The 18,008-nt window shown below is 58.4% G+C and carries 16 protein-coding genes; 7 read left to right on the top strand and 9 right to left on the bottom strand.

Annotated elements, in window-relative coordinates; all coding sequences use genetic code 11:
• The first annotated feature begins 1 nt into the window (after position 1).
• From FJW03_RS28935 to FJW03_RS28910, 6 genes are all read left to right on the top strand, one after another.
• Complete coding sequence (locus FJW03_RS28935; protein WP_140767188.1) at positions 2-1,141, top strand: carbon-phosphorus lyase complex subunit PhnI; 1,140 nt, start codon at positions 2-4, stop codon at positions 1,139-1,141.
• A 61-nt stretch (positions 1,142-1,202) separates the two neighbouring features.
• Complete coding sequence (locus FJW03_RS28930) at positions 1,203-1,994, top strand: alpha-D-ribose 1-methylphosphonate 5-phosphate C-P-lyase PhnJ (RefSeq protein ID WP_140767187.1); 792 nt, start codon at positions 1,203-1,205, stop codon at positions 1,992-1,994.
• Positions 1,991-2,770: a phosphonate C-P lyase system protein PhnK gene (phnK, locus tag FJW03_RS28925; RefSeq protein WP_140767179.1), complete on the top strand. Its 780-nt coding sequence runs from the start codon at positions 1,991-1,993 to the stop codon at positions 2,768-2,770. The genes FJW03_RS28930 and phnK overlap by 4 nt, the downstream gene beginning before the upstream one ends.
• A 14-nt stretch (positions 2,771-2,784) precedes the next feature.
• Positions 2,785-3,519: a phosphonate C-P lyase system protein PhnL gene (phnL, locus tag FJW03_RS28920; RefSeq protein ID WP_140767178.1), complete on the top strand. Its 735-nt coding sequence runs from the start codon at positions 2,785-2,787 to the stop codon at positions 3,517-3,519.
• On the top strand, positions 3,519-4,229 hold the full coding sequence (locus tag FJW03_RS28915; protein WP_140767177.1) for a DUF1045 domain-containing protein: 711 nt from the start codon (positions 3,519-3,521) through the stop codon (positions 4,227-4,229). The genes phnL and FJW03_RS28915 overlap by 1 nt, the downstream gene beginning before the upstream one ends.
• Positions 4,230-5,075: 846 nt before the next feature.
• Positions 5,076-6,161 (top strand): porin, encoded by a 1,086-nt coding sequence (locus FJW03_RS28910; RefSeq protein WP_140767176.1) that lies wholly within the window; start codon positions 5,076-5,078, stop codon positions 6,159-6,161.
• Positions 6,162-6,741: 580 nt separating this feature from the next.
• On the opposite strand, the gene FJW03_RS28905 is transcribed toward FJW03_RS28910, so the two are convergent.
• The 9 genes from FJW03_RS28905 to FJW03_RS28865 form a co-directional block, all read right to left on the bottom strand.
• A complete protein-coding gene (locus FJW03_RS28905; RefSeq protein ID WP_140767175.1) occupies positions 6,742-7,842 on the bottom strand; it encodes an alpha/beta hydrolase in 1,101 nt (366 codons plus the stop codon).
• Between the two features lie 18 nt (positions 7,843-7,860).
• Positions 7,861-8,697: an MBL fold metallo-hydrolase gene (locus FJW03_RS28900; RefSeq protein ID WP_226890495.1), complete on the bottom strand. Its 837-nt coding sequence runs from the start codon at positions 8,695-8,697 to the stop codon at positions 7,861-7,863.
• Positions 8,694-9,917, bottom strand: a complete 1,224-nt coding sequence (locus FJW03_RS28895) for an ABC transporter substrate-binding protein (protein WP_140767174.1) — start codon at positions 9,915-9,917, stop codon at positions 8,694-8,696. The genes FJW03_RS28900 and FJW03_RS28895 overlap by 4 nt, the downstream gene beginning before the upstream one ends.
• Before the next feature lie 97 nt (positions 9,918-10,014).
• Positions 10,015-10,998, bottom strand: a complete 984-nt coding sequence (locus FJW03_RS28890; protein WP_181173373.1) for an alpha/beta hydrolase — start codon at positions 10,996-10,998, stop codon at positions 10,015-10,017.
• Between the two features lie 106 nt (positions 10,999-11,104).
• A complete protein-coding gene (locus tag FJW03_RS28885; RefSeq protein ID WP_140767172.1) occupies positions 11,105-12,142 on the bottom strand; it encodes a succinylglutamate desuccinylase/aspartoacylase family protein in 1,038 nt (345 codons plus the stop codon).
• Between the two features lie 36 nt (positions 12,143-12,178).
• The gene (locus FJW03_RS28880) at positions 12,179-13,003 is read right to left on the bottom strand and encodes a phytanoyl-CoA dioxygenase family protein (protein ID WP_210240621.1); all 825 of its coding nucleotides are present in this window, start codon (positions 13,001-13,003) and stop codon (positions 12,179-12,181) included.
• 16 nt (positions 13,004-13,019) lie between these two features.
• Positions 13,020-14,177 carry a PLP-dependent aminotransferase family protein gene (locus FJW03_RS28875; RefSeq protein WP_140767170.1) on the bottom strand — a complete coding sequence of 386 codons (1,158 nt, stop codon included), beginning with the start codon at positions 14,175-14,177 and terminating at the stop codon, positions 13,020-13,022.
• Positions 14,178-14,241: 64 nt separating this feature from the next.
• The gene (locus FJW03_RS28870; protein ID WP_140767169.1) at positions 14,242-15,516 is read right to left on the bottom strand and encodes an extracellular solute-binding protein; all 1,275 of its coding nucleotides are present in this window, start codon (positions 15,514-15,516) and stop codon (positions 14,242-14,244) included.
• Positions 15,517-15,539: 23 nt separating this feature from the next.
• Entirely contained in the window at positions 15,540-17,072 is a 1,533-nt protein-coding gene (locus tag FJW03_RS28865) for an alkaline phosphatase family protein (protein ID WP_226890494.1), read from the bottom strand.
• Between the two features lie 63 nt (positions 17,073-17,135).
• Between FJW03_RS28865 and phnF the strand changes: the two genes are divergently transcribed.
• Positions 17,136-17,918 (top strand): phosphonate metabolism transcriptional regulator PhnF, encoded by a 783-nt coding sequence (phnF, locus tag FJW03_RS28860; protein ID WP_140767527.1) that lies wholly within the window; start codon positions 17,136-17,138, stop codon positions 17,916-17,918.
• Positions 17,919-18,008: the final 90 nt, after the last annotated feature.

Genomic DNA, 18,008 nt, shown 5'->3' with positions numbered 1-18,008 from the left:
GATGATTACCTCCATCAAGGGCGGTGAAGTCGCGATCGCAGCGTCACACAAGCTCATTTCGAAACGCCGGCGTGGCGATGGCGCAGTCGCCGAACTCACCGTCGAACAGATTAGTCAGCAAATGTCGCTGGCAGTCGACCGCGTCATGAGTGAAGGTTCGCTTTATGATACGACCCTTGCGGCGCTGGCGATCAAGCAGTCGGAAGGTGACCTGCTCGAAGCAATCGCCCTCGTAAGATCGTTTCGGACCACGCTGAACCGTTTCGGATATACCGAACCGGTCAACACCGGCAAGATGCTGGTCCGCAGGAGAATTGCGACGACCCATAAGGACGTTCCGGGTGGGCAGTTCCTCGGGCCGACCTACGACTACACGCATCGCATTCTCGACTTCTCACTTTTGAATGGATCAAGCCAAGCGCCATCCTCTGGCGAGATAAGCACTGAAGAGGAACTTTCCAGCCTAAGCGAGTTGGACGAGGAGAGTGGCATCCTCGCAAGGTCGGACATTATCGAAGCCGTCGAGGGAAATGCTTCTTCCGCCGTCAATGACATAACGAGGGAACCCATCGCCTTTCCGTCGAAGAGAGACGAGCGTCTGCAGACGTTGACCCGTGGTGATGAAGGGTTTCTCGTTGGCCTGTGCTATTCGAGCATGCGCGGCTACGGACGAAACCATCCATTTGTAGCCGAGCTGCGCTATGGCGATGCAGAGGTGCTCTTCGACATCCCTGAAATCGGCCTGACGGTCGGGGTCGGTACCGTGCGCCTGTCGGAATGCCAAACCATCCATTTGACACCCGGTGACGGCTCACGTGTCCCGCAGTTCACGCGAGGCTATGGGCTGGTATTGGGTCAGGGAGAGCGTAAGGCAATTGCCATGGCCATTCTCGATCGTTCGCTCAGAGGTGAGGAGTTCGGCGAAGAGGTCGAATATCCGGCTCAGAATGAGGAGTTCGTGTTGTCTCATTCCGACAGCGTCGCGAGCTCTGGTCTGGTCCAGCATCTGAAGCTTCCGCACTACGTCGACTTTCAGGCCACCATGCAGTTGCTCGAACAGATGCGCGACGAACAGGCGAAGAGGCAGCCGCAAGGCTTCGTAAACGGCGGGATCAACGAGGAGACCGAAATTGCAGAGTGAAATCATCCTCGACGAAGGTGCCGGCTACAACTACGCCTATCTTGATGAAGCGTCCAAGCGGATGATCAGGCGCTCCATCCTGAAGGCAGTCGCTGTTCCGGGATACCAGGTGCCCTTCGGCAGCCGCGAAATGCCCATCCCGCCGGGCTGGGGCACCGGCGGGATGCAGGTCACTGCAAGCATCATCGGTTCGCGCGACCGGTTGAAAGTGATCGACCAGGGCGCTGACGACACCGCAAATGCCGTGTCGATCCGACAATTCTTCAGGCAGGTTTCCGACGTAGCCACGACCGAGAGAACAACTGACGCCACCGTCATTCAAACACGACATCGGATTCCGGAAGATCCGCTCACCGAAGAGCAGATCATCGTGTTTCAGGTACCGAACCCCGAGCCTCTCCGGCGGCTGGTAGTTCAAGAGGCGTTGACGAAGAAGATGCATTCCTTTGCGCGCTACGGAGCCATGTACGTGCACCTCTACGAGGATATCGCCCGTCATGGAGGCGTGTCGATCGTCACCGACTATCCGGTGATGGTCAACGGCCGCTACCTGGCCTCCCCTTCACCGATCCCGAAATTCGACAATCCAAAGCTCAATCGAAGCCGTGCACTAGCGCTGTTCGGGGCAGGACGCGAACGAAGAATCCATGCCATCCCGCCTTTCACAGATGTCAAAAGCCTGGATTTCGCCGATCACCCGTTCACGGTCCAGCGGTGGAATGAGTGCTGTTCACTCTGCGGAGCGGCGGACAGCTACCTAGACGAGGTCTTGCTGGATGACAACGGGACACGCGCTTTTGTCTGCTCCGACACGTCGTATTGCACGGACAGGCGCGAAAGGAATCAGCGATGAAACAATCAGCGATGCAGGTCCTGACAGTAGAGTCTCTCAGCAAGAACTTTGGAGCCATGTCGGCATGCTGCGACGTCTCGTTGTCGTTGCGCAGAGGCGAGGTGCTCGGGATTGTCGGAGAAAGTGGCTCGGGAAAATCCACCCTTCTGAAGTGTATGGCCGGCGCTGTGCGACCGAGTTCCGGTACCATCCATATTGGCAATGGGGACGGATTGGTCGACCTTTGGGCTATGGACGAGGCTCTGCGGGAACAATTTCTACCCACCTCCGTTTCGCTCATCCATCAAAATCCGAGAGACGGAATCCGGCTCAACGTCAGCGCCGGTGGCAACATCGCCGAGCCATTGCTGGTAAATGGTGAACGATACTATCGCACCTTGCGCGACACCTCCCTGCAATGGCTCGAACGGGTCAACATCGATGCTGATCGGATTGAACACTTGCCGAGGACATTCTCCGGCGGGATGCAGCAGCGCCTTCAGATCGCGCGCGGACTGGCGACCCACCCGCGGCTGGTCTTGATGGACGAACCGACAGGTGGTCTCGACGTCTCCGTGCAAGCAAAGCTGTTAGATCTCATTCGCAAGCTGGTGCGCGAGCTGGGTCTCGCCGCGATTATCGTGACACACGACATTGGTGTGGCGCGGCTTCTGGCGGATCGCCTGATGGTCATGCAACGGGGCCGGGTCATTGAGGAAGGGCTCACCGACCAGGTCCTCGACGATCCCCATCATCCCTATACACAGCTCCTCGTGTCGTCCGTCCTGCAAGCCTGAAAGGAAAACTGATCATGGCTACAGTCATCAGCGCGCGCGGGCTGTCGAAGACCTTTACGCTTCATACCGAGGGCGGAACCGTGCTTCCCGTGTTCTCCGATGTCTCGCTGGATGTCGCAGCAGGAGAATGCGTCTGTCTGCACGGCCCGTCCGGTGCTGGCAAGTCGACGCTTCTGCGCTCACTTTATGCCAACTACAAGCTCGATGCCGGCGAGATCGTTTTTGATCACGAAGAAGGACCAATCGATTTGGCCAAGGCGGAGCCTTGGGAAATCATCGAACTGAGGCGGCGTACTGTAGGTTATGTCAGCCAATTCCTGCGGGTTATCCCGAGAGTGCCCACCTTGGATGTTGTCGCCGAAAATGCGATCGCAATCGGAATGTCGGTTGAGGAGGCACACAGCAAAGCCGCTCGCCTCCTGACCCGGCTGCGTATACCGGAACGTCTGTGGTCTCTCGCGCCAGCGACTTTCTCCGGGGGCGAGCAGCAGCGTGTCAACATCGCTCGCGGCTTTATCATCGACTATCCTATCCTGCTTCTCGACGAACCGACGGCATCGCTGGATGCCGCCAATCGGGCAACTGTCATTGCGCTGATCAATGAGGCCAAGGCGTGCGGGTCCGCCGTCGTGGGGATTTTCCATGACGAGGAGGTCCGCAATGCTGTCGCCGACCGATTGTTTGAAGTCGGGAAGCGCTCGGTAAGCGACGCGATGCAGGAGCGGACCGAACGGAAGGTCGCAGTCTGATGCCGGAAGCACGCATCCCCCGCTATTCGATATATTACACGCCGGTGCCGGAGCACCCACTGACGGTAGCGGCAAGGACGTGGCTGGGGCGAGACGCCTTTGCGCCTGGAACAGGCGCTTCCCCTATCGCCGGTGAGGCCGAGATGATTTCGGAACCGCGGCGCTATGGATTCCACGCAACGATAAAGGCGCCGTTCCGGTTGCGGGAGGGAACCTCCGTCGAAGCGCTCGAACGGGCGCTGCGCGGTTTTACAGCAAAAATGCCGGCCTGCCCCATCGGTCCCCTGCGGATCGACTTGCTTGCCGGCTTCTTCGCCCTTGTTCCGGCCGAGCCCCTGCCGACGCTTCGAGGATTTGCCAGGCGCGTGGTCGAGGATTTCGATGTGTTCCGGGCGCGGTTGGATGGCGATGACCTCAAGCGGCGCATGAACAGTCGACTCGATGAGGTCGAGATGACCAATCTCGTCGCCTGGGGCTATCCTTATGTCGCCGACCGGTTCCGCTTTCATATGACGCTGACAGGCCGTGTTCCGGAAGAACAGCGCCCCGCAATACGAGCGCGTCTGCAGGAGGTCTTCGAGCCATATCTGTGCGAGGATTATTATGTCGATGCTCTGTCGCTCTTCGTGCAGGAACACCGCAACGCCGATTTCGTGGTCCGGTCGCAGTTCGCGCTGAGGACCGGCGCGGCCCTCAAGGCGGCGGTCTGACAGCCGTGGTGTTGCCTGGACATCTTGTCCTTGTCGTCGGTCCGAGCGGCGCGGGGAAGGACACCCTGATCGACTATGCGCGCGAGAGGCTCATTGCCGACCCGCAGGGTCATTTCGTGCGCCGGGCCAACAGCTGACCGGTGAGCGCCGGCGCGAGGACCATACGCCTGTCGACCGGCAGGATTTCGACCGCCTCGTTTCCTAAAGCAATTTGCCCTTCAGTGGCAGGCGCAAGGACTTTCCTATGGCGTCCCGTCTGAGATTGACAGCAGGCTGGCACGCGGCGGCGCCTTCGTCGCCAACGGTTCCCGCCCGATCCTGTCGGACGCGCGGCGGCGATACCCGCAACGGATCGCCGTCAATGTCACTGCGCCATGGATATCCTCACCAAGCACCCAGTCGAACGGGGACGCGAAATCGCGGAAAACGTCCGGCAGTGATTGATCCGCATCCCTCCCCTCGATCCTCAGCTCGGGGAGCGGTTGGTGGTGAGCCCTATACGGGGCTTCTGTGGAACCTCTCAAGCCCTGCCACGCTGTAGTTTCGGAGGCGATGTGGTAGTATAAGATAGACGGCTAGCAATCCATCCAGTTTCTGTACCATGTGTACGAGATGCACCTAATGTACAACTTTGGTACTCTGAGTGTCTTTGTGGGTACATGCCGCAATTTTGGATGATTTTCCAGTTCGCTTCTCCCTGTTTTAATTTGCTCTATCGCGCATAATTCTAGAACAGACATCTGCGACGGACGCCTTGTGGCCTTCGTTCCATAGTGGGGATGGAAGATTGACCGGGAGTACCCCCGGTCGGCTGCGTCCCGTTTTCTTTTGATGGGGAGACAGTAAATGAACATCAACAGCCTTCTTCTCGGCTCCGCCGCAGCCCTGATCGCCGGATCAGGTGCCTATGCAGCCGACGCCGTCGTTGTCGCCGAACCGGAAGCTGCCGAATATGTCAGGATCTGCGATGTTTACGGTGCCGGCTACTTCTACATACCCGGGACCGAAACCTGCCTGCGCATCGGCGGCTACGTGCGCTACGACGCCAGCGTTGGCGACGCCGGTCGCGTCTTCGACGGCGCAACGACGCATGATCGCATGGACGGCGACCAGCAGCAGACCTGGAACAAAAACGCTCGCTTTACGCTGAAAACATGGACGGGCCAAGAGACCGAGCTCGGCACGTTAAAGACATATGCCGAAACGCGATTCAATTTCGGCAACGTCAGCGTGAATGAGGGTGGAGTGGCCTTCAGCGAGGCCGGAAATAAACCAGTCACTCTTAACTACGCCTGGATCCAGCTGGGAGGGCTGCGTGTCGGAAAAGATGACACAGTCTACAACCAGTTTATCGGCTACGCAGGCAATGTCATCCAGGACACGATCATTCCGTACGGGATCAAGGAAACCAATCTGATCAGCTACTATTTTGGCAGCGGAAATGGCCTTACTGGGGTGGTCTCCTTCGAAGAAGGCTCAAGCACCGACACGATCGACAGCTATGTCCCGCATGTCGTTGGAGGTGTTAAGTACAAGGGCGCCTGGGGATCCATTACTGCTGTGGGTGCCTATAACAGCAACTGGGAAGAATGGAGCGGTAAGGTTCGTGTTGACGTCAAACCCATGGACAAGCTGACCCTGTTTCTCATGGCTGGCTACGGGACCGACCACAACGCTTTGACCAGCTTCTACAAGCCATGGGGTGGCAACTGGGCAGTCTGGGGCGGCGGCAGCTACACTTTGAACGCCAAGATGGCGTTCAACACCCAGATTTCATATGCCGAAAACAAGGATTTCGGCGTAGCGGCGAATGTCGCCTACACCATTGTGCCGGGCTACACGATTACGGCGGAACTCGACTACTACGACAATTTTGATAAAAGCAACTCCAGCGCTGTCGGCGGCATCTTCCGCTTTCAACGCTCGTTCTAACGAACCGAAAAAACCTATTGAGGTGACCCGCGGCCGCAATGCGGGCCACCTCACTTGCCATGCTCTCGGACCTCAACCACGAAATATCTAAGAAGATCGCCAGGCCGCCTGTGCATGATGCTCGCTCTGCGGCGACCATCCGGCCACTCGTTGAGAATATCTGCAGTGCAACGGATGCCATGGCCTGCGAAACGTAACAGCAGGATTTCCGAACGCGGTTTCAGGAAAAACTGCCAGCCTCAAGCCTCCTGGGCGGCGGACTTCACGCTCGGGACACGCCACGCAATTGCCGGCGGCGATAAGATTGTGGTCACGGCCGCAGCGCTCTTTACCGCCGGATCGCCGCGCGAACGAAGAGCAAGATCCTTTGGGCCATCATTCCTGCACTACAGGCCAGATCTGCTCGGCGATCGTCATGGGGCGCGAGGTATCTTCTCGCCCCGGCACTGGCGCGGGCAGGCCTCGAGCCCCGACCCCGCGGTATAGGTTCGCTCCGGAAGCGACAAGATCAACGCTCGTATAGATCGAGGAAGGCCAGCATCACCGTGAGCGTGACGGCAAAGTGCACGGACAAGGCAGCTCATTGCGGGGACATTTGACACTCAATAAGCATACCCTCTAGGCGAACTACCTCTGTGTGGAGCTCCCTCAAGAGATCGGCGGTACGTTTAGCTCCGGTCTCTCCAACAAAGAAAAAGTGTCCGCCAGAAAGATAGCGAGTGAGCCGTTTGGGCGATTCGATCACGAACTCGCGCAGCCAAGCCCATTGCTCTTCCGAAAGCCCAACGATTGCGCCGGCATTCATACGGTTGTTAACCAGCCCTTTGACAGTAATCTCCCCCCAAACAGCCTGGTCGCTTAGTGCGTGCCGAAAGTCGCTCCTGTCGAGCGGCACAATTGCGGCGCAAACCGGATAGTCCTCGCCGGAAAAGGAACCCGCGAGGAGAAGCGAGTTCAACCGGTCCTGTTGCGGCTCGTTCCCGAAATACGGTTCCAGTTCCGGCCCCCAGAGGCCGTGCGGAACGTTGACCCTGTACGCATCGGCAAAGGCTGAGGGGGATATGACCGCTCTCCCTTCTCTTTTTGCGGCCACAGCAAGCTCGGCCAGCCAGCGTTCGTCTCGAGAGGTTCCGTCGCGCCTTCCACTTGCAAGGTCCCACAGACCGTTGGGGAGCAGCCGCTCAGGTGGTGTTTCTTCCTTTGTTAGTCGAGGGAAAGGCGGTGTACCACAAAGCGATACGAAGCAATCGAGGCGCAGGCCGTGCTGGCGCAACGCACGCGTGAGGGCAAAGACCAACCTGCCCCCCATACTCCACCCCGCGGCAACGATCGGTCGTTGGCCATACATATCAATCGCCTCGGCAACGAGAACCGCTTGCATCCGCGCCCATGTATCAAGCTGCAATCCCGCGCCCAACTGGTCAAAAAGCGGATGGTCGCAAGGATACGAGGCTGCGATCAAGCCCCATCCGAGGTCGGCCAGCCAATGGTCAAGGAAATCATGCGCATTTCCATCGGGATGACCATAGGCGATCCTGGCAAGAATGCCTCCGCCTGTCAGGAACACGACAAGCGGCGTCGCCGCCAGGCCCGTCCTGCGATAGGCAAGGACGGGCAGACCATTGGTCTCGATGAGCTGCTCTCCCGGAAAGAGCTCTGATCGCTTGGTGCGGTCTGTCATTTTTCAGTCCTGTCGATTTCAGCTCGTCAAGTCGCGCAACCTATGTGCCCCGGAGATCCGCGCGGCTCCGCGGTGATCGATCTCCAGCCAGTCTCCTGGGCGCATTACAATTGCTTCAGGCACCGCCTCTCCCCGGGACCGCGCCTGATCGATCCGCTTGGCAAACTCCTCCACCTGGTGATTTCCCGGATCGGTGTAGTGACATGGCAGTACTGTGCGCAACCCGAGCCACTGGGAGGCCAGTACGCCTTCAGCCGGCGACATGTCACTGGTCAGCTTCTCGCCAGGCCCTGGCGACGATACGCCGTCCGGATTGGCAATGCCGATGGAACCGATGGTAGGCCGGTAAAGTTGGCCCTGCAGCTTCATGTCGGAAAAAAGGGAGGTATCGCCCGGATGATACAGACGGACATTGTCATCGAGCATAACGATATAGGCAAGCGGAATGCCAGAAACGAAGGTCCCGTCGGGCATGGTCATATGTGAGCAGTGGCGGCATTCGATCGTCTGCACTTCAACCCCGGCGACCGAAAGGCGCATCCCCCAGGCTGTGACCCTGATCTGCTCAGAAGGAATCCCTTGAGCTGTCAGGAACGCCTTCACCTCACCCCCACAGATAACCGAAGCGCCGGTGCGGCGAGCTAGAATTTCTGTGTCACCCAGATGATCGCTTGCGGCATGGGTGACAATGATGAGATCGACCTGGTCGAAGTCCTCGGCCGTTAACGGGGAAGCGGGGTTGCCGCGAAGAAACGGATCCAGGAGGACGCGGCGACCGTCGCGCGTAACTACTTCATAAGCCGCCACGCCGAGGAAGCGAATGCGTGTGAAGGGAGTGCGTGACATCTTCGTCATCTCGGCAAAAGACTCTGAACGTCGTTGGTCATCAATTTTATCGTCTCATCCGGATTACGTTGCAGAGTTGCGACCTGCTGGAGATACGAAGTAATGACTTCTGTGATGCGTAAGGAGTTGTCTCCCGGGAAGGACTGCCACTCGCCGGATCTGGCAGACGCGCGCACGGATGTCATCCGCGGATCGGCCGGATCGGCCGTCTTTTCAAGATCCGCTACAGCCAGGCGATTGCCGGGAACATAACCTGTCGTGTCGAACATCAGCTTCTGCGCCTTGGCGCCGGCCATGAACTTCATGAACGTCCAGGCGGCCTTTTGCCGCTCAGGATCGCTCGCAGTCATCATCATGCAATTGCCGCCTGCGGGTAACCATCCATTTTCCCCTATTGGGATGGCCGCCGTTCGGACCTCGAACTTGGCCTGTTTGAGGAGACTTTTCAGGAAGCCGCTGGAGGTCAGCAGAACACCGATCGTGCCGGACGAGAAGGCCTGATAAACCTGATCTCGAGCCATGTCGACCTGCCCCGCTTTCGCGAACATCTGTACGACGTCGAGCGCTCTCATTCCTTCCGGGCCGTTGAATGCCACGTGGCGGCCGTCAGCGGACATGATCCTTCCGCCTTGCGAATTAAGGACCGCCATGAAGGTCCAATTTCCGGCGGCTGCGTAGTCGAAGAATCCCCCGATCCGATGACCGCCGAGTGCTGTTATCTTTGCTGCCAGAGCAGCGATCTCCTCCCATGTTTGCGGTAGGTGATCAGGGTCTTCACCCGCTTGGCGCACGAGTTCGGTGTTGTAATAGAGAACGGGCACGGAAATAATGAACGGCAGTCCATAGACTCTGTCATTGTGGCGGCAGAGATCATCTGACGTCGCTTGGTAGCTGCGGTCTACCCAGTTTTTGTCTCTCTCGATAAATGAAGACAGAGGTACCGCAAGTCTGCGTTGGACCGTCAAGCCGGAACGATTGTAGCCTTGGAAAATGACGTCGGGCAGCGTCCCCGAAATACCGTCCCGCAACAAACGCTGCGTGAGATCGTCATAATCGGTCACCGGCGGACGCAACTTGAGTTCAATCTCTGGATGCTCCGACTTGAACGCATCGATGAGCTGGGGTGGTGTAGAAAGTGCTCCAGCAAGGACCTCGACGGTGACCGCATGGGCGTTGCTGCTCATCACGCCGAGCAGCAGGCAAAGGGAGAACACTAGCCGTTCCAACATAAGAAGAGATCTCCATGTGTTTCATGCTGCCAGGGCGGGAAGTCGATCCAAGATCCGAGAAGCGCCAGAGGCAGCAAGGCGCTGGAGCTTCCTTTTTTCAGGCTCTCGGCAAAGCAGCTAGAAATTGCGCAGCACTGCGGATAGCCTCATTGGCCCGGGGGACAAGGCGAGCCCGATTGGCGAATCCATGAATATGTCCCTCATATCGGTGAAGCTCGAGCGGCACGCCCGCTGCTCGAAGACGGTCGGCCATTTCCAGTTGCTCGTCGCGCAGCACGTCCAGTTCAGCCACACCCATCCAGACTGGCGGCAAGCCATTCAGATCGGCATGCAAAGGGGCAAGGTAGGGATCGGTCGGAGACGTGCCTGCGGGAACCAATGCAGGAATATAATAGTTCTGGACGCGCGCTTTGGACATTCCGAACTCGCCGGTCCCGAATAGGCGATAGCTCTGCCTTTCCGTGTTGGTGATGTCGTATGCGCCGTAAAAGAGGGCCATGCCGACGGGGAGCCGTGCGCCAGCATCGCGGCGGCGCAGAGTGGAGGTCATGGCAAGCATTGCTCCCGCCGAGCCACCGCAGACTGAAACCCGGTCGGCATCGAGCCCGTAATCGCCTGCTGAGGCGAACATCCAGTCCATCACCTTGACGATGTCTTCGACAGCGGCGGGAAAGGGATGTTCCGGAGCGAGGCTGTATGTGGTGGAAACCACGGACAGTTGGCTATCGGCAACCATGCGCCTGCAGATACTGTCGCAGTGATCAAGCGAACCGCGAACGAAGCCGCCGCCATGCATGAAGAGCGCTACCGGCGTGTGTTCCGGGCCGTTCTTGTAGAGGCGAGCCTGAAGCGGCCCACGCGCGCCTTCGATCGTCAGGGGTATTATCGAGCCTACGTCCGGAGAGCCCTCATTCCAGAAAGGCGCGAACCTTGCTTGTTGCTCGCGATCCCCTTCAATCGTTGTTGGGACCCCTCCATCGGCTGCGACCATATCCGCCAGTTTTGCCATTGCCAGCGCCATGTCAGGGTCGATGAGGTCGGTGGATGCTGCTTCGAGGCTGCCTGGATTTGTCTTGGACATAAGAGGTTTCCTTACAATCGATGAGCGGCGCGCCCGTTCTGTCGCACCAACGGGTAAGACGTCGTGAGCAAGCATCAAGTGCCTGCACACATTACGGACTGTGCTTCTAGGCGGACATGGGATCCCAATCTCGGCCCAGGGCGAACAGGCAATCGCCGAGACCGGTACGAGCTGGAATGCGGCGACATAGGACGACACCGCCGGCTGTCGCGATTACGGGTTCAGGTTCGCGCCACGGAACTGTTGTGAAGTGGATTCGCCCCACCACCTGCCCTGCGCGGATTTCCTCGCCAAGCTTGACTATTGGCTCAAACAAGCCACGCTCCGTGTTGGCGGCATAGATGTAATTGGCTGCGGGTACGCGGTGCAATATGCGTGTGGATGGCGCCGCTTGCTCAGTCATAGGCTCGCTTAAAATACCAATATGGTGCAGCAGGCGGGCAAGGCCGTGTTCGGCGAGCGAAACGGCATCGGGCAAAATAGTACCACCGCCGCCGAGTTCGGTTGACAGGTGGTAGACCCCTGCTCTGCGGCAGGCACCGATCAGCGCCCCGTCACCACCGGTCGAATGTTGGATGACCATGCTGACAGGCATTCCGAATGCTTTTAGGTAGTCGAGCGAGTGAGCGAAACGAGCGGGATCCGGCGAACGGGCAATGACCCCGACGGGTAGATATTCCGCACTAAGGCTGCCGGAATGGAAGTCAAAGGCATATTGTACCCGCGGCAGTATTTCACTTTCGATCAGATGGGCGATCATCGCCGTCGGAGACCCGTTCGCATCACCGGGGAACTGCCGGTTGAGATTACCATCGTCGATTGGCGAATTGCGGCGATCGGCTCGCACGGCAGGTGCGTTCGCGGCCGGAAGAATGATGATCCGCCCGCGAATATCCTTCGGCTCGAGGAGGCGGATCAGCTTCATCAGCAAGACTTGCCCCTCATATTCGTTGCCGTGGTTGCCCGCCATCAGCAACACGCTCGGCCCGACTCCGTTGCGGATCGTGACAATCGGGATCGGCTCGTAGTTGTAACTCGCGTCATCTCCCGATCGATCGTGAACAGCGAGAGGCAGGCGAAAATATCCCACCTGCTTGCCGACAGCGTCGATATCAATTTCAGTCCAGATCTTAGTCCGCGACATTGAGAGCTCCCTCATGGATGTAGTCGCAAGTGGAGATCACGAACCGGCGGATTTGGCCTGTGCTGCGATTGCCTCCTTGCGGCTGCGGATTTCGCCGACGATGTCATTGTAGAAGGCGACAACCGGCGGATCGAAATCCTGGGTCGGTTGCGGTTCGGTCAAGAAATGGCCGTATCGGTCTATACCCCGCACCAGAGTCGCGCTGTCCTTGAAGCCGCTCGTCTGGCGGACGTGCGCGGCAACATAGCGAATGGTGATCCCAAGGCGACGCGTATCGGAGTGGTTGGGCTCCGATCCATGGATCAACATTGTATGATGTAGCGAAATCTCGCCCGGCTGCAGTTCGAGATCGACGGCTCTAGCCTCGTCGACCTGGACTTCAACATCCTGACCTCGGCTGAGAAGGTTGTGCTGGTTGACCGTATCTTTATGCGGCAACTGCCCCGTGGTATGCGTGCCTGGAATAACACGCATGCAGCCATTTTCATGTCGGCTTGGCGTCAAAGCCACCCAGGCGGTCACGACACTGGGCTCCGAGAGGCCCCAGTAGGTGGCGTCCTGATGCCAGGAAACGAAACCCGGATCACGTGGTTTCTTGTCGAAATGGCCGGTTGCCCAGGCAAGAATGTCTGGACCGAGCACATCCTCGACGGCGTCAAGGATCTTCGGATGGCGGATCAATTCGTTGAACCATGTCATCATCAGGTGCGGCTTGATCTTGGAGCGGCTCCACAGATCCGGCTCACTCGCTTCCAACGCGTCCATCCTGTTGCGGAAATTCTCCGCTTCTTCGGGCGTCAGGGCGCGGATGGGGCAGACATAACCATCGTTGTTGTATTGTTCGACTTGCTTATTGCTCAAGAGTTTCGGCATCGTTTCACCCTATATCCTGATAGACCTGCGCGATCGCATCGAGCCCGCGCTCGAATTCCGCGCGCGTGGGTGGCGTGCCTGTGCCGAAACGGATGATGTTCGGAGCCTGACCTTGTCCGAAATAGTAGCCCTCTGCCGTGCTGATCGAGATGCCGCGATCGCGCAATCTGTTGGCGAATTCATTCTTGGGATGTTGCGCCGGCAGGGTCATCCAAACCTGCAGCCCCTCTGGAAGCGCACGATAGTCAGCGCGGGAGAGCCGATTGGCGACCATCTGCTGGCGGATACGTGTCTCGGACCGTACGGCGTCGATAATCCGGTCCACGCCGCCATCTCCGATAAGCTGGCTAAGCGTGGCGGCGTTGATGGGAGCGCACATCCAGTACGTGGAACGGTCTCCCGGCCAAAAGCGGGCCTTAGCGGCTTCTGGGGAAGGCGCAACGACATAGGCAACCTTGAATGCGGCGGCCAGGCTTTTTGCGGTGCCAAGCACGTACCAGGAAAGCTCAGGCGCATAGGCCGAAAGCGGTGGCGGCAGATTGGCCGGCAACAGGCTATAGATGTCGTCCTCGAAGATTGCGACGCTAAAACGGCGAGAAATTTCAGCGATCTTTTCACGCCGCTCGACGGACATGGTGCCGGTCGTCGGATTGTGCATTGTCGGCTGGGCATAGAGAGCAGCCGGGCGAGACGCGCGGCAGACAGCTTCATAGGCGTCCGGCAGAATGCCTTCGTCATCCATTGCCACGCTGCAGATTTTGAGATTCAGCAAATCGGCTATCTGGCGAATAGTAGGATAAGTATATTCCTCAACCGCCAATGTGCCGCCGACCCCAACGATATTGGCGATCAGCATATTGAGCGCGCTCTGGGTACCATTGGTGACGATGATCCGGTCTGCATCCGGCACCGCCGGCAGGCGGCGAGCCGTGAAGACCGCCCCGGCGGACCGATCGCGTTCAACGCCGCGAAACTGGTGGGCTCCAATGAGGCTCATCGGTGAGTTAACCGCAAGCACGGCCTCGATGGCGGCTCGATATTCACTGTCGAACACGTGCGCCACCTGAGGTGGCAAGTTGCCACTCATATTCAGCAGGCCAAGTGGAGGAATATAGTGCTGTTCCAACCTGGCGATTGGCAATTCAACTGACTGAAAGTTCATTTTGTTTTCCTCAAACGAAGAGAGTGAGGAGCCCGCAGGCGGGCTCCCGACCTTAGCGGTCTTACTAGCCCAGTAGCTTACGAGCTTGCGTCGCCATTCGATCCAGAGCCGCCTCTGGCTTGGTCCGATGCGTCACGACATCGTGCATTTCGTCTGCCATCATTTGCACGATTTTGACCGTGTTATCGCTGGGAAAGGCGAACTGGTCACCCGTGATCGCCAGCCGCTCGACGACCGAACGGTGGAACGGGTTGATCTTGAAATACTGGTCGAGGAAGCTCGGATCATTGAGCGCATGCAGGTTGATCGGCATGTAACCGGAATTCTTAGCCAGGATCATCTGCCCCTTAGGGCTTGCAGCATACTTCATGAACTCCCACACGACCTTCTGCCTGGCTGGGTCTTTGGTAAACATGAAGAAGCCGTGCCCGGCGCCGACAAGACGACCTTTCGGGTTTGGCAATGGAAATTGCGCCACGGCGAGATCAAAATGACCAGCCGCAGCCTTGGCAACCGATGTCGTTCCGCTTGCGGTGCGGACATGTATGGCCGTCACACCGGCATTGAAGGCCTGGCGCGCCTGGTCGACCGTCATGTCGGTCGTGCTGATATCGCCGAAACGAGAGAGTGTTTGAAGCGATTCCAATCCTTCCGCACTATCGAAAGCGACGGCATTCTGAGCATCGTTCATCATTCGCCCGCCATAAGAGGCAAGCAAATTCTGAAATATCCATGCGTTGGTGGAGGTATACTCGATGTACCCGCCATTAATATTCCCACCCAACGCCGCGGCTTTAAGGCCGATCTCGTGAATTTCGTCCCAGCTGCTAGGCGGCTGCGGCTTGGAATAGCCGGCCTTGCGGAGCAGATCCATATTGCAATAAACGATCGGGATCGTTGTTCCGTAGGGCAGGCAGAATACATTATCGCCGTGCGTCGTCGCCTCGATCATCGGTCGCGAAAGACCCATGGCCAGAAGATTCCCGATTTCGTTTTCGAAAAACGGATTGAGCGGTTGAGCAATCTTGCGGTTGGCAAGAATTCCAGCGTAAGTCAGCGACTGCCAGGTCGCGTCCGGAAGAGATCCGACAACGGATGCACGTAGCGTATTGTTGAGCAGCGGATCCCAATTGTCGCCATCAGCGGCGAATTTCACAGCTATCCCGGGATTGTCAGCGGCAAAATTGCCGCTGAGCTCGGCGAGCAGGGCCAGGTAGAGTGGCGCTCCGTGGCTGATCGTTATGGTCAGTCTCTCTTCGGCTTTGAGAATACCAGGCGTTGCCAAGGCGGCCGCCGAGGCAACTCCAGTCGCCATCAATTGTCTGCGGGTCAAATGCATGGTTGATCTCCATTAAGGTGAATTCACGCTTCTGCAGGTCGCTTCGTCGAGGAAGTGGTTCCGGATCTCGTTTCGGCCCATCCGCCATCGAGGTAGACCGTGCCGCCGACATTGGTGCGCCGCAGCTGCTGAGAATAGCCGTTCAGGCCAGTCTCGAAGACTTGCGGAGCGCCGACGACGGAGATATCGACGGACCTGACGCCGCCGGCGAGCACTTCGGTGAGGGTTCTGCCGGTCATGCTGTCGGGAATGGCCATGCCGGTAAGCGATAGGATGGTCGGGGCGATGTCACAGATGCCAGAGGGCACGGCGGAGACATGGCCCTTGCCCAGGAACGCCGAGCCCGCGACGATACCGACGGAGGCAAGCTCCTTTGGGTGCAGGCCGCCGTGGACGCCAAGACCCGGCCGCCTGTCATTGTCGTAGAATGTACCGCCGATCAGCCCGAATTCGTCCACGCTATCGTCGGCGCGAAAGGCGAAGTAGACGTCCGGCGCTCGTGCATGATCGGCAAAGACCAGATGGCTGGCGAAGCTGCCCGGCGCCAGGCCTTCAACTTCGTTCTTTGCGGCCGTAAAGATCGGGCCGGCCCAAGGCTGCTCGATCAGCGTCTCGACCAACCGGGTGATCTGGTTCGGCGAACGGTCAGCGAGATAGAGCGCACCGACCTGCCCCGGCACGACGACGACATCCACGCCCGCCCCCGGTGCCGCGGCCGGGGCGAAGCCGGAAGCTTTCAAACTGCCGGCGACCGAAACCCGCGTATGAGCGGTGATGTGACCGTGATCGGACAGCGCAATGATCTGGACGCCGGCGGCCATTCCCTCGGCTTCCCACCAGTCGAGCAGCCGGCCGAACTCGGCATCGCAATGGGCAATTGCCTGGCGAGTTTTAACTCCGCCCGTGCCGTTGAAATGCGAGGCTGTATCCGGCTCCCCATAAGAAAGGACGGTTACATCCGGCGCGTGCTTCGGCCACAGATAATCGAGGAATATCGAAGTGATCAGCGTCTGGGCCTCGATATCTGGCTCGCCTTGCGGCGGCACCGGTGGCAGGGAGCCGAAACGCTGCTCAACCTCCGCCAACACATCACCTGGCGTGCAGGCTTCTGGAAAATGCCCCGACAGGCGGATATGGCCGAACTCCTCAGCCTTGTGATGGAAAAAGCGGGTGGTTCCCGGCGTGTTGGTAGCCAGGACCGCCATGCTCCTGCCGACCCGTCCCAAGATCTCGCCGAGCGTCGCGGCGCTCATCAGCGCACCGCCGCTCTCACGGTTGATGCGATCAAGCAGGACGGCATCGGCGGTATCGACATAGCGCTGCGGCGCCGTGGCCCTGTCGACATATTTGTTTCCGACCATGCCATGGCGGCTGGAGGTAGCACCGGTGACCAAGCTCGGGAAGGCCACCCGGGTTTCGCTCGGATAAACGGTACGCTGTGCCGCAAGGGTTGCGCCAAGCCGCTGCAATCGGGCAATATTGGGCGTCTGAACCGAGTCAATCAGGTCAGGCCGTAGACCATCGAAGCTAACAATTAGAAATTTAGGATCGGTCATATGGGTCATTTCGCGTACGTTAGTGTTCTAGAACACTAGAAAGCACGAACATATGAACCTTATATGACAGCGAAGGCATTCTGGAGTTTGGAATCAATGGAACGAGACGGCATCAATCTGTGGCGGCAGATCGGCGAGACGCTTGCAGAGGAGATTGAAACGGGTATTCTCGCAGCGGGTGACCGGCTGCCCCCCAGTACCGACCTCGCTGGTCGTTTTGGGGTCAATCAGCACACGGTTTTGCGTGCAATATCACATCTGCAAAGCGAGGGGCTGGTTCGCATCGAACGTGGTCGGGGCACCTATGTTTCCGATATTATTCCGTACCGCCTCGGGCGTCGCACACGGTTCGAGGAGAATTTGAGAGATTTGGACCGGGCGCCGAAACGCGGGCTGCTTTCTGTTGCCGAAATCAAAGCGCCGCCAACTGTTGCAACCAACCTTGGACTTCAGCCGGGAGAGAGCGTGGCACACATTATCGTTCTCGCCATCGCGAACGATGTACCCATTAGTGTCAACAACAATTTCTTTGCCGTCTCGCGGCTTCCGGGGATTGCAGGCGCCTACAAAGCTGAGGCAGCTCGTCCCAATTCGGATCTCGCAACGCAATCGATCCTGGCCGGTTTTGGCATTACCGATTTCGAGCGTCGCAAGATCCGTATTCGCGGCCGGGAAGCAACCCTGGACGAAATGCGTCATTTACGCATGCCACCGGAGGAACGTGTCTTCGAGGTCGAGGTCCTCAATGTCGATGCTACTGGGAAGCCGATTGTGTTCGGTCAGACGAGTTTTTGCTTGAGCCGCGTGGAGTTCGTATGGGATTTTGGGGCGGGCGATCTTTCCTAGCTTTGCACTTGGGCAGGTATTCGATTTTATGGCTTCCCCCGAAGCGGGCGCCTCGGCGGCTTGCTCATGTGGGCCGGATTTCAAGAAGAT

The sequence above is a fragment of the Mesorhizobium sp. B4-1-4 genome, assembly GCF_006439395.2.
Lineage (GTDB): Bacteria > Pseudomonadota > Alphaproteobacteria > Rhizobiales > Rhizobiaceae > Mesorhizobium.
This window is presented reverse-complemented; position numbering and strand designations above follow the sequence as displayed.